This is a genomic window from Providencia sp. PROV109 (assembly GCF_033681625.1).
Classification (GTDB): domain Bacteria; phylum Pseudomonadota; class Gammaproteobacteria; order Enterobacterales; family Enterobacteriaceae; genus Providencia; species Providencia hangzhouensis.
Genome location: NZ_CP096320.1, coordinates 2,842,408 through 2,855,216 on the forward strand (window position 1 = coordinate 2,842,408; position 12,809 = coordinate 2,855,216).

The 12,809-nt window shown below is 40.6% G+C and carries 9 protein-coding genes; 6 read left to right on the forward strand and 3 right to left on the reverse strand.

The window, feature by feature from the left end:
• Positions 1-2,616 (reverse strand): DNA topoisomerase (ATP-hydrolyzing) subunit A, encoded by a 2,616-nt coding sequence (gene gyrA, locus M1F25_RS13185; RefSeq protein ID WP_201276746.1) that lies wholly within the window; start codon positions 2,614-2,616, stop codon positions 1-3.
• A gap of 297 nt (positions 2,617-2,913) precedes the next feature.
• On the opposite strand from gyrA, the gene ubiG reads away from it, so the two are divergent.
• From ubiG to yfaE, 4 genes are all read left to right on the forward strand, one after another.
• The gene (gene ubiG, locus M1F25_RS13190; protein WP_136134372.1) at positions 2,914-3,636 is read left to right on the forward strand and encodes a bifunctional 2-polyprenyl-6-hydroxyphenol methylase/3-demethylubiquinol 3-O-methyltransferase UbiG; all 723 of its coding nucleotides are present in this window, start codon (positions 2,914-2,916) and stop codon (positions 3,634-3,636) included.
• Positions 3,637-3,994: 358 nt separating this feature from the next.
• The gene (gene nrdA, locus M1F25_RS13195) at positions 3,995-6,286 is read left to right on the forward strand and encodes a class 1a ribonucleoside-diphosphate reductase subunit alpha (RefSeq protein WP_004259904.1); all 2,292 of its coding nucleotides are present in this window, start codon (positions 3,995-3,997) and stop codon (positions 6,284-6,286) included.
• A gap of 11 nt (positions 6,287-6,297) precedes the next feature.
• Positions 6,298-7,434 carry a class Ia ribonucleoside-diphosphate reductase subunit beta gene (gene nrdB / locus M1F25_RS13200; protein ID WP_004259897.1) on the forward strand — a complete coding sequence of 379 codons (1,137 nt, stop codon included), beginning with the start codon at positions 6,298-6,300 and terminating at the stop codon, positions 7,432-7,434.
• Positions 7,435-7,436: 2 nt separating this feature from the next.
• The gene (yfaE, locus tag M1F25_RS13205) at positions 7,437-7,700 is read left to right on the forward strand and encodes a class I ribonucleotide reductase maintenance protein YfaE (RefSeq protein WP_004259896.1); all 264 of its coding nucleotides are present in this window, start codon (positions 7,437-7,439) and stop codon (positions 7,698-7,700) included.
• A gap of 72 nt (positions 7,701-7,772) precedes the next feature.
• Here yfaE and M1F25_RS13210 read toward each other — a convergent pair whose 3' ends face one another.
• On the reverse strand, positions 7,773-9,113 hold the full coding sequence (locus M1F25_RS13210; RefSeq protein ID WP_096864880.1) for an anaerobic C4-dicarboxylate transporter: 1,341 nt from the start codon (positions 9,111-9,113) through the stop codon (positions 7,773-7,775).
• Between the two features lie 419 nt (positions 9,114-9,532).
• Between M1F25_RS13210 and tyrP the strand changes: the two genes are divergently transcribed.
• Both tyrP and M1F25_RS13220 read left to right on the forward strand, forming a co-directional pair.
• Positions 9,533-10,741 (forward strand): tyrosine transporter TyrP, encoded by a 1,209-nt coding sequence (tyrP, locus tag M1F25_RS13215; protein WP_036958089.1) that lies wholly within the window; start codon positions 9,533-9,535, stop codon positions 10,739-10,741.
• 281 nt (positions 10,742-11,022) lie between these two features.
• A complete protein-coding gene (locus tag M1F25_RS13220; protein ID WP_181488102.1) occupies positions 11,023-11,961 on the forward strand; it encodes an Rpn family recombination-promoting nuclease/putative transposase in 939 nt (312 codons plus the stop codon).
• A gap of 151 nt (positions 11,962-12,112) precedes the next feature.
• Here the strand turns inward: M1F25_RS13220 and M1F25_RS13225 are convergent, their stop codons facing one another.
• A complete protein-coding gene (locus M1F25_RS13225; RefSeq protein WP_096864878.1) occupies positions 12,113-12,655 on the reverse strand; it encodes a YfaZ family outer membrane protein in 543 nt (180 codons plus the stop codon).
• Between the last annotated feature and the right edge of the window lie 154 nt (positions 12,656-12,809).

Here is a 12,809-nt window from a genome sequence, read left to right on the forward strand (position 1 = left end):
TTACTCTTGATCGTCGATATTTGCATCATCAACACCGTTTTCTTCAGTGTTTTCAATCGCATTCTCATCATCATTATTTTCATCATCATCTGTTTCAGCAACACGTTGTAAACCAACCACTTTTTCATCTTCAGCTGTTCTAATCAAGGTCACACCTTGCGTATTACGGCCAACGACGCTCACTTCAGATACACGGGTACGAACTAATGTGCCGGCATCCGTAATCATCATGATTTGGTCAGTTTCATCAACTTGAATAGCTCCAACAACATTACCGTTTCGCTCACTCACTTTGATAGAGATAACCCCTTGAGTTGCACGCGATTTAGTTGGGTATTCTGCTTCTTCAGTACGTTTACCATAACCATTTTCTGTGACAGTTAAGATATGGCCTTCACCACGTGGAATGATCAAGGATACGACTTTATCGTTATCCATTAATTTAATTCCACGAACACCCGTTGCAGTACGTCCCATTGGGCGAACAGCATCTTCAGCGAAGCGCACAACTTTACCTTGTGCAGAGAACAGCATGACTTCATTTGAACCATCGGTTAAATCAACCCCAATCAGTTCATCACCTTCATTCAAGTTCACTGCAATAATACCGGCACTTCTTGGGCGGCTAAACTCTTGTAAAGGTGTTTTCTTCACAGTACCACTCGCCGTTGCCATGAAGACGTTATAACCCTCTTCATATTCACGTACAGGTAAGATAGCAGTAATGCGTTCATCTTGCTCAAGTGGCAATAAGTTAACAATTGGACGACCACGAGCACCACGACTCGCTTCTGGCAACTGATAAACTTTCATCCAATACAAACGCCCACGACTTGAGAAACACAAGATGGTGTCGTGCGTATTGGCGACCAATAAGCGTTCAATGAAGTCTTCGTCTTTTGTTCGTGCAGCAGATTTACCTTTACCACCACGGCGCTGTGCTTCGTAATCAGACAGAGGCTGATATTTCACATAACCTTGGTGAGATAATGTCACTACCACATCTTCTTGATTGATCAAATCTTCAATATTGATGTCTGCGGTATTTTCTGTAATTTCTGTACGACGAGGATCATTATAAGTATCACGAATAATTTCTAACTCTTCGCGAATCACTTCCATCAAACGTTCAGGACTACGTAAAATAAACAGTAAAGCTTCAATTTGTACTAGAAGATCACGGTACTCTTCCAGTAGTTTTTCGTGCTCAAGACCGGTTAATTTTTGGAGACGTAAATCCAAAATAGCTTGGGCTTGTTGCTCAGTCAGGAAATATTGCCCCTCATGAACACCGAACTGTGGTTCTAACCACTCAGGACGAGCTGCGTCATCACCTGCACGCTCTAGCATTGCCGCTACATTACCCAGATCCCAAGAACGTGCAATCAACCCTGCTTTAGCTTCAGCTGGCGTTGGTGCTTTACGGATCAATTCAATAATTGGGTCAATATTAGCAAGTGCGATTGCCAGTGCTTCAAGGATATGAGCACGGTCACGCGCTTTACGCAATTCGAAAATCGTACGACGAGTGACAACTTCACGACGGTGACGCACAAAAGCAGCAATGATATCTTTTAAATTCAGTATTTTCGGTTGCCCTTGATGTAGAGCCACCATATTGATACCAAAAGAAACTTGCAATTGAGTCAAGGAATATAAGTTGTTCAGGACAACTTCACCCACTGCATCGCGCTTAACTTCAATAACAATGCGCATACCGTCTTTATCCGACTCGTCACGCAGTGCACTGATTCCTTCAACACGTTTGTCTTTAACTAACTCTGCAATTTTTTCAATCAAGCGAGCTTTATTCACTTGATAAGGGATTTCGCTGACAATAATGGTTTCGCGACCATTTTTCTCATCGACTTCCACTTCAGCGCTTGCACGGATATAGACCTTGCCACGTCCTGTACGATATGCATCAATAATCCCACGACGGCCGTTGATAATAGCCGCTGTTGGGAAATCAGGCCCTGGAATATGTTCCATTAAACCTTCAATACTGATGTCTTCATCTTCTATATAAGCAAGACAACCATTAATCACTTCCCCTAAATTGTGAGGAGGAATATTGGTTGCCATCCCAACCGCAATACCAGACGACCCATTAACCAAAAGGTTTGGAATTTTCGTTGGCATGACTTCAGGAATTTGCTCTGTTCCGTCATAGTTTGGAACGAAATCAACGGTTTCTTTTTCAAGGTCAGCAAGTAGCTCATGGGCAATTTTCGCCATACGGATTTCCGTATAACGCATTGCCGCAGCGGAGTCTCCGTCAACTGAACCGAAGTTTCCCTGACCATCAACCAGCATGTAACGCATTGAGAAAGGCTGTGCAAGACGAACAATTGTCTCGTAAACAGCGATATCACCATGTGGATGGTATTTACCGATGACGTCCCCAACAATACGGGCAGATTTTTTATAGGGTTTATTCCAATCATTTCCCAATACATTCATCGCATACAGTACTCTGCGGTGTACTGGCTTCAGTCCATCTCGAACATCTGGAAGCGCACGGCCGACAATAACGGACATTGCATAATCCAAATACGAACTTTTAAGCTCTTCTTCGATATTAACTGGTGTGATTTCTCTGGCAATCTCGCTCATGGAACCACTGTCCCTCATAACTTCGGATTCAAAGAGTAGAACTATACCACAATTCGCCAATTTAATAAAAATAAGAGACGGGTATTTGTCTTCCAAGCTATGTATAATAGCGGAAAATTAAGTTTATGTGTCCGAAACTTGAAGGTTTATCAATTAATAACTGCAATAATTACATTGTTGTTTATATTTTAGCCATCAATGCTTGTCGGGCTACTATTCCCCCTATTAAACATAGTTTAAATATAACTATCGTTAATAGGCTTTCGGGTAATAGGTTAAAAATAGGAGCTTCTTTGTATGAATGACACCCAAACCCCAACCTACCTTAACGTCGATAAGCAAGAAATCGAAAAATTCGAGTCCATTGCCTCACGTTGGTGGGACTTAGAAGGGGAATTTGCCCCACTACACCGCATCAATCCATTACGCTTAGGTTATATTATGCAGCGTGTAGACGGTATTTTCGGTAAAAAAATTCTTGATGTTGGCTGCGGCGGTGGCATTTTATCGGAAAGTATGGCGCGTGAAGGTGCAGAAGTCACCGGTCTTGATATGGGTGCCGAGCCTTTAATGGTTGCTCGCTTACATTCTCTTGAGTCCGGCATTCCAGTTGAATATGTACAAGAAACCGTTGAACAACATGCAGACAAGCACCCTCAAGCCTATGATGTTGTCACGTGTATGGAGATGCTTGAACATGTTCCGGACCCTCAGTCTGTCGTTAGGGCTTGCGCAAAATTAGTCAAACCGGGTGGACACGTAATTTTTTCAACCATCAACCGTAATAAAAAAGCATGGCTAATGGCTGTTGTTGCTGCTGAATATATAATGAAAATCGTCCCAAAAGGCACTCATGACGCAAACAAGTTTATTCGCCCTTCTGAGTTAATTAATTGGATTGACGGCACACCATTAAAAGACAAACATATCATAGGGTTGCATTATAATCCATTAACAGACAAGTTCTGGCTTGGGCCAAATGTTGATGTAAACTATATGCTGCATACGGTAAACGAATAGTCATTTAGTCGTGAAAAGAATAAATCACAAGCACTACGTTTAAGAAAGCAGCAAACGATCGCATTTTACAAAATTTATTTTAGTCCTCATGTCGGAAGCATTTTTTTTATTAATGCCTTTTACCATGCAGCTTACCGACATGATCACTTTTCTTATCCAACCAGTTATCCACAAGATCCCTCTAATTTGTTCACTTGATAAAATCACATATTAACATTATCTTGTTATGGTATTCTAAACAAACTACTACATATAGTGGTACAACAAAACATAATACAACTAGTCTCATGGCATTACACCATGAGCTTTTTTATGTTTATTTTAAACTATTTGTAGTTCAACCAAGGTGTACTTGCTCATGAACCAGAGTCTGTTAGTCACAAAGCGTGATGGACATAAAGAACGCATTGATCTTGATAAAATCCACAAGGTAATCACCTGGGCTGCTGAAGGCCTAAGTAACGTATCCGTTTCTCAAGTGGAGTTACGTTCACAGATTCAGTTTTATGATGGGATCAGAACTTCTGATATTCACGAAACGATGATCAAAGCAGCAGCAGATTTAATTACGGGTGATACCCCTGATTACCAATACCTAGCTGCGCGTCTTGCTATTTTTAACTTACGCAAGAAAGCCTATGGCCAGTTTGAACCGCCTGCATTATATAAGCATGTTAAACACCTCGTTGAAATGGGGAAATATGACAAGCATTTGCTGGAAGACTACTCTGAAGCAGAGTTCGAGCAAATGGATAGCTTTATTGATCATTGGCGTGATATGAATTTTTCCTATGCTGCGGTAAAACAGCTTGAAGGGAAATATTTAGTTCAAAACCGTGTAACGGGTGAAATCTATGAAAGCGCACAGTTTTTATATATTTTAGTTGCAGCTTGCCTATTTTCACATTATCCAAAAGAAACACGCCTTGATTATATCCGTCGTTTCTATGATGCCGTTTCAACATTCAAAATTTCATTACCTACGCCGATTATGGCGGGGGTACGTACGCCTACACGTCAATTCAGCTCTTGCGTACTGATTGAGTGTGGTGACAGCTTAGATTCTATCAATGCAACCTCAAGCGCAATTGTGAAATATGTCTCACAACGTGCAGGGATTGGGGTAAATGCAGGCCGTATCCGTGCATTAGGCAGCCCAATTCGTGGTGGAGAAGCTTTCCATACGGGTTGTATTCCATTCTATAAACACTTCCAAACTGCGGTTAAATCATGTTCGCAAGGTGGTGTTCGCGGTGGCGCTGCAACCTTGTTCTACCCTATTTGGCACCTTGAAGTAGAAAGCTTACTGGTTCTAAAGAATAACCGTGGGGTTGAAGGTAACCGTGTTCGCCATATGGATTACGGTGTGCAATTAAACAAGTTAATGTATGAGCGTCTGATTAAAAACCAAGACATTACATTATTCAGCCCATCGGACGTTCCGGGTCTTTATGACGCCTTTTTCGCAGATCAAGACGAATTTGAACGTCTATATGTGAAATATGAGCAAGATGAAAATATTCGTAAATCGAGCGTTAAAGCGGTTGAGCTATTTTCATTAATGATGCAAGAGCGTGCGTCTACTGGCCGTATTTATATTCAAAACGTTGACCACTGTAATACACATAGCCCATTTGACCCGCAGATTGCGCCTGTTCGTCAATCGAACTTATGTTTAGAAATTGCGCTGCCAACTAAGCCATTAAATAATATAAATGACGAAAATGGTGAAATTGCGCTGTGTACATTATCGGCATTTAACTTAGGGGCTATTGATAGCCTAGATGAATTAGAAGAGCTAGCAATATTAGCTGTTCGTGCACTCGATGCGCTACTTGATTACCAAGATTACCCAATCATTGCGGCTAAACAAGGCTCAATGGGCCGTCGTACATTAGGTATTGGCGTGATTAACTACGCTTATTATCTCGCGAAGCACGGCGTTCGTTATTCTGATGGCAGTGCAAACAACTTAACGCATAAAACATTCGAAGCCATTCAGTATTATCTATTAAAAGCCTCGAATGAGTTAGCAAAAGAGCAAGGTGCTTGCCCATGGTTCAATGAAACAACTTATGCACAAGGCGTTTTACCTATCGATACCTATAAAAAAGAGCTCGATAAGTTAACTAATGAACCTTTGCATTACGATTGGGAAGCGTTACGCCAAGAAATTAAACAACATGGTCTGCGTAACTCGACACTGTCTGCATTGATGCCTTCAGAGACATCATCACAGATTTCTAACGCAACCAATGGTATTGAACCACCGCGTGGTTATATCAGTATTAAAGCCTCTAAAGATGGTATCTTGCGCCAAGTGGTGCCTGATTACGAAAATCTGAAAGGTGCTTATGAGCTACTGTGGCAAATGCCTTCAAATAGTGGCTACTTACAACTCGTTGGTATCATGCAGAAATTTATCGACCAGTCGATTTCTGCTAACACAAACTATGACCCAACTCGTTTTGAGAGCGGTAAAGTGCCAATGAACCAATTGCTAAAAGATTTATTGCTCGCCTATAAGTTTGGTGTGAAAACACTTTACTACCATAACACTCGCGATGGGGCGGAAGATGTTCAGGGCGATCTGGAAGAAGTTGTTGAGTCAGCGGATTCCGATTGCGAAGGCGGCGCGTGTAAAATTTAATAGGAATTGTTATGTCACACACATATACAACGTTTTCACAGAAAAAAAATGACCAAATGCTGGAGCCGATGTTTTTCGGCCAACCCGTTAACGTGGCGCGTTATGATCAGCAAAAGTACCCTATTTTTGAAAAGCTGATTGAAAAACAACTGTCGTTTTTCTGGCGCCCTGAAGAGGTTGATGTCTCTCGCGACCGTATTGACTATAATGCGCTGCCAGATCACGAAAAGCATATCTTTATCAGTAATCTGAAATACCAAACGCTGCTGGACTCTATTCAGGGCCGCAGCCCTAATGTGGCATTATTGCCACTGATTTCGATTCCTGAACTGGAAACTTGGGTTGAAACGTGGGCGTTTTCTGAAACTATCCACTCACGTTCGTATACACATATTATTCGTAATATTGTGAATGACCCTGCCATTATTTTTGACGATATCGTTGAAAATGAAGAAATTTTAAAACGTGCTAAAGATATTTCTGGTTTTTACGATGACCTGATCGAAATGACCAATTACTATCATATGTTTGGTGAAGGCACGCATACTTGCAACGGTAAGCAAGTTACTGTTTCTCTGCGTCAGTTGAAGAAGCAGCTGTACCTGTGCCTAATGAGCGTTAATGCGCTCGAAGCAATTCGTTTCTATGTTAGCTTCGCCTGTTCATTTGCGTTTGCTGAACGCGAGCTAATGGAAGGAAATGCTAAAATCATCAAACTGATCGCACGTGATGAAGCACTGCACTTAACTGGTACACAACACATGTTGAACCTGTTACGTTCGGGGCAAGATGACCCAGAAATGGCAGAAATCGCGGCAGAGTGCGAGCAAGAATGTTATGACTTATTCGTTCAAGCGGCAGAGCAAGAGAAAGAGTGGGCTGACTACCTATTCAGCGAAGGCTCTATGATTGGTTTAAATAAAGATATTTTATGCCAATATGTTGAATATATTACTAATATTCGCATGCAAGCTGTCGGTCTGAAATTGCCATTTGAAACGCGTTCAAACCCAATTCCATGGATCAACGCATGGTTGGTGTCTGACAACGTACAAGTTGCGCCTCAAGAGGTTGAAGTCAGTTCTTATTTAGTCGGCCAAATTGACTCTCAAGTCGATACCGACGATTTGAGCGACTTCGAACTATAAGCATGGCAAGCCATAAAATCACCCTGCGGTTAACGCAGGGTGTTCAAGTCCCCTTCCATACTGAAGTCCATTCGTGTTTGTTGGAAGCCTTAGAAGACAGCCGTATTCCTGTAGAATATCAATGCCGTGAAGGCTACTGCGGTTCATGCCGAGTGACGTTATTACATGGGAAAGTGGGCTATAAGCAAAAACCTATTGCATTTGTGCAAGATGGAGAAATTCTGCCTTGTTGCTGTCATCCACTTTCAGATATTGAAATTGGTTAATCTAAAATAGGTGATTGCACAGCTGTCTATCAGTTACCTGTGCAATCACTTTTTATTCACTTGCTTTATTGATTATAAATAACCATATAATCCCGCAAATATCCAACCAAATACACAAGAAACACCCACCCCAATTAACCCCGGTAGAATGAAGCTGTGGTTGATAACAAATTTACCAATACGCGTTGTTCCAGAACGGTCAAATTGAATTGCCGCAAGGTCACTAGGGTAAGTTGGTAAAATGTAATACCCATAACACGCAGGTGCAGAAGCGATAATATAAGCCGGGTCAACACCAATCCCTAGTGCAATTGGTACTACAGCGGCCAGAGCAGCTGCTTGTGAGTTAACAAACTTAGAGACTAATAATAAGATAACTGCATAAGCCCAAGGGAAATCTTTCACTAAAGAACCTAAAGTTCCTTTAATTTCATCCATATGAGCACCGAACATGGTTTCTGCCATCCATGCGATACCATATACTGCAACAATCGCAATCATCCCTGAACGGAATACTTCATTCTTTGAAATTTGTCCTGGATTAGTCTTACAAATAATGATAATTAGCGCACCTGCTAATAACATAAACATCTGGATGACTAAAACCATGGATAGTGGCTTACCGTTAACTAGCGGTCTAAGTTCAGAAAATGCGCCAAGTAATGCCACAACTGCGATGGAAGCTAAAAAAATCCACATCGCGACCCAATTAATTTTCGGTAATTTGGTATTTAGCAGTGTCACACTGTCACCATAGACATAATCATGGTTTTCAGGGACTGAGATAAACTCTTGGAATACAGGGTCTTTATCGAGATCTTTACCTCTAAACCAACTGAAAATACCAATAGCTAAAATACCAATTAATGTTGATGGAATAGTAATTGCTAATAAATCCAAAAATTCGAGTGACTTACCATTGATTGTCACACCATTTAGCATTGCGACTAATGAAACAACGGCAACTGAAACTGGGCTAGCGATAATCCCCATTTGCGCGCCAATACTACTCGCAGCCATTGGCCTTTCAGGGCGAATATTATTTTTAATCGCCGCATCGTAAATGATAGGTAAAATTGTATACACCACATGCCCTGTACCACACAAAATGGTTAAGATACATGTCACAAAAGGTGCCACAATAGAAATGTACTTAGGGTTTTTCCGCAGTAGTCGTTCTGCAATTTGTAGCATGACATCCAAACCGCCTGATGCTTGTAACGTTGCTGATGCGGCAACAACAGCAATGATAACAAGCATTACATCAACAGGCGGTTTTCCAGGCGGTAAACCAAAGCCAAAAACTAAGATAACTAGACCAACACCACCTAATAGCCCGAGTGCCATTCCCCCTTTTTTTGCTCCATAGAATAAGCAAACAAGGATAATGGCGAGTTGAATCATAAAGTCCATAGTTCCATCCTTTATATATATGTTTACATATATTATCGGGATGATTTTCAAGCATTAATTTGATTTATGATAACTTCAAAATCAATTTAGTTTTATTTTTTATGCTTTTATTTTGACCTCATCACATAATTTTAATTAAGTAACTGACATACTATTCAGTTACCTACCATTTTGATAAAAATCAATCAACTACCACACCAATTTTAACAACTCACTCCATTTAAATTTACCTTTAGTCACTTTAAATCATCATTTTTTCTTTACTTTATTAACTCTGCTCATTGTCTTGAGTCTCTCTATCTACTTGATTATTAGTGTAAACTTAACATTACACTCACTGTAATTTACATTTGACAGAGAACTTGCAATCGCATAATCTGCATCACTTATTAATTATTCAAATTCAATTAGAGGAACTTGTGAAGAATCGTACGCTTGGCAGTGTGTTAATCGTTGCAGGGACAACAATAGGTGCAGGGATGTTGGCAATGCCACTTGCCGCTGCAGGAGTCGGTTTCACAGGCATCGTTTGTTTGCTTGTTGGATTATGGATGTTAATGAGTTATACCTCATTACTGTTAGTTGAAGTGTATCAGCATAACCCTGCAAATATGGGCTTAGGCTCCGTTGCTAAAAAATATCTAGGCCCAATTGGCCAGATAGTGACTGGGCTAAGTATGCTGCTATTAATGTACGCATTAACAACCGCTTATATCGGTGGAGCTGGCGTATTAATTTCAGATAGTCTGTCTTCATGGTGGGGCTTTAAAATTTCAACTGACACTGCCATTATTGCATTTACTATTATTGGTGGTGCAGTTGTCTGTATTGGTACGCATTCCGTCGATTTTATTAACCGAATTTTATTCACAGCAAAAACGATTTTTTTAGTCATCATGTTAGTTGTAATGATGCCACACGCGGAAGCCGTAAACTTAAGCACCATGCCAATTGAAAAAGGCCTTATCCTTGCCGCAGTACCCGTTATTTTTACCTCTTTTGGTTTCCATGGCAGCGTCCCAAGTTTAGTTAACTATATGAATGGGGATGTACGTAAATTACGTATGATTTTCATTACCGGAAGCGCAATTCCTTTAGTTGCTTATATTCTATGGCAGATTGCGACGTTAGGGTCTATTCCATCACATACTTTTCTCGGAATACTAGCGCAGGAATCAGGTCTAAATGGGTTACTCACCGCGATCCGCGATGTTGTCGCTACACCTCGCGTTAATATCGCCGTCAGCTTGTTTATGGATTTAGCGTTGGCCACATCTTTCTTAGGTGTCGCATTAGGCTTATTTGATTACCTCGCCGACTTATTCAAACGGAGTAATCATTTTATCGGTCGAGTGCAAACAGGCTTACTCACCTTTGTTCCGCCATTATTGGCAGCCCTATTCTTTAGTAGTTTCGTACAAGCATTAACTTATGCAGCTGTTGCACTCTCGGTCTTAGCGCTGATTATTCCTGCATTGCTAACATTACGTGTACGTAAATTAGAATCTCAAGGTGGGTATCAAGTTAAAGGTGGTACACCTATTTTAGCCTTAGTGTTGGCATGTGGTGTGGCAGTAATCGCTATCCAATTTTCGATTGTTGCCGGGTTTTTACCAAACGTCGGCTAACAAATTGATAAATTAAGCCGTAATTCGGATAACTTCAAATTACGGCTTTTGTTTATCTGAAATTAACTATCCTCACTCCCAATCAAGGTGGCCATCGTTTGATATCCGCAATCAATCAATGATCCCCTAGCATTCCTACTCTATCTCCACATATATATTATTTGCATATAATTTAATATATATTTCTTTAATTACGTCATTTGGCAGAAAATAATTCCGAAAAGACAACCCTACCCCTCTTGCTTTACAGTTATTGAGAGGTAAATAAGGAATTAGGTTGAATGAAAAGGAAAAATATTTCTGCTGTCCACGATGCAGCATTTAAGAGGTTTATGTCAAACATAGACAGCGCACGTGACTTTTTTGAAATTCACTTACCAAAACACATAAAATCATTATGTGATTTCACTACGCTAAAGCTGACTAACTCATCATTTATTGATAAACAGCTTCGCTCTCGGCTATCTGATGTTCTGTATTCAGTACAGACCTCACATGGAACAGGCTATATTTATTTATTAGTCGAGCACCAGTCAACCCCAGATAAACTGATGGCGTGGCGCTTAATGCATTATGCGTTTTTAGCAATGAATCAGCATATGCAGCAAGGAAGCACTGTATTACCTCTAGTTATTCCTATTCTTTTCTACCACGGTACTCGTTCACCTTACCCTTACACTCAGTTATGGACAGATTGTTTTCCTCAGCCCAAGCTGGCAAATACGTTATATACACAATCATTCCCGTTGGTTGATATCACTGTAATAGACGATAATGAATTAGTAAATCATCGCAAAATTGCTGTTATGGAATTAGCGATGAAACATAAACGTTTGCGAGATGAGTTTCACCATGTGCTTCCTTTATTGGCGCAAGCACTCAATCAACACTATAATAGCGACAATGATGTGGTCACTATCATCAATTACCTATTTTCTGCTTTAGACTCAACTGATTTTGAAAAATTTATCTACACATTAGAAGCGCAAACAGAAAAGCACAAGGAGACGATTATGAATATCGCACAACGCTTACATAATAAGGGTCATCAAGAGGGCCTTCTCGAGGGGCTGCAAAAAGGCAAACAGGAAGGGCTTCAAGAAGGCGTTCAAAAAACTAAAACCACCTTAGCTCGCAACTTATTGATAAACGGTGTTAGCCCTGAAATTATTATGAAAAGCACCGGATTGAGCCGTGATGAGCTGACGTCATTAAAGTAATGCAATAAAAACTGAAGTAAATAGCTATGGATAAGCAGCTAAAAGTTTAACCAATTATTTTAAAAAATACTCAACTAAGTTTACATCATCAAATTCGCCCTAGGCGTACACATAATGTACGCCTAGGGGCATTATGAACAAGATAACCCTGTTAGAATGAAAGGCCAGCCCCTACATACCAGCCATCAGCAACTTTATCGCTACTATGACCATGTGTCCCTTTCATTTCAATTAAGCGATATCCCGCATCAATAGATAAAGGCTTAAATACCGTATAACGTGCACCGGCTTTAGCTTCGACGTACGATTTGCTGCCTGAAGTCAGTTGCTCTGGAGCACCATAAGCTTCACCGTAAATATTGAGTGAAGGCAAAGCCTGCCAATTTAACCCACCACCAACAGCTAATGCAGCACCATTACTATTGTGATCAGGTGATAGATATAGCCCTTTACCCCCTACAAATGCAGAAAAAGGCCCAATAGGTAAGCCAAATGTCGCACCAATACTACCCATTTGCCCATCATGGTCACTACGAGCCCAAGAGCCGTTAAATGCCAATCCTGCATTTTGGTTACCTAACCCTGCAGACAGCTCAGTAAAATGTTCACCTGCTTGTGCACTAACTGAAACTGCATGTGCAGTACCTACGAATAATGGTGACATCGCTGCTGCCAATAATAATAATTTGCGCATTATTTTATCCTCTTGATATTATTACCTATGGATATTACGCGAATCTCACCCTATTTTCAGCCATTCTTACCTAGATTTACGCTATAGCCTCGATAAAAGCCCTCGTTATTCATTACAAAATTTCACGCATCAAAAATTTTAGTGCAAAAAAGTG

Coding starts and splice junctions, on each gene's coding strand:
- nrdB (WP_004259897.1), top strand. CDS start 6,298: ATGTCACACACATATACAACGTTTTCACAGAAAAAAAATGACCAAATG.
- M1F25_RS13220 (WP_181488102.1), top strand. CDS start 11,023: ATGAAAAGGAAAAATATTTCTGCTGTCCACGATGCAGCATTTAAGAGG.
- ubiG (WP_136134372.1), top strand. CDS start 2,914: ATGAATGACACCCAAACCCCAACCTACCTTAACGTCGATAAGCAAGAA.
- M1F25_RS13210 (WP_096864880.1), bottom strand. CDS start 9,113: ATGGACTTTATGATTCAACTCGCCATTATCCTTGTTTGCTTATTCTAT.
- gyrA (WP_201276746.1), bottom strand. CDS start 2,616: ATGAGCGAGATTGCCAGAGAAATCACACCAGTTAATATCGAAGAAGAG.
- nrdA (WP_004259904.1), top strand. CDS start 3,995: ATGAACCAGAGTCTGTTAGTCACAAAGCGTGATGGACATAAAGAACGC.
- yfaE (WP_004259896.1), top strand. CDS start 7,437: ATGGCAAGCCATAAAATCACCCTGCGGTTAACGCAGGGTGTTCAAGTC.
- M1F25_RS13225 (WP_096864878.1), bottom strand. CDS start 12,655: ATGCGCAAATTATTATTATTGGCAGCAGCGATGTCACCATTATTCGTA.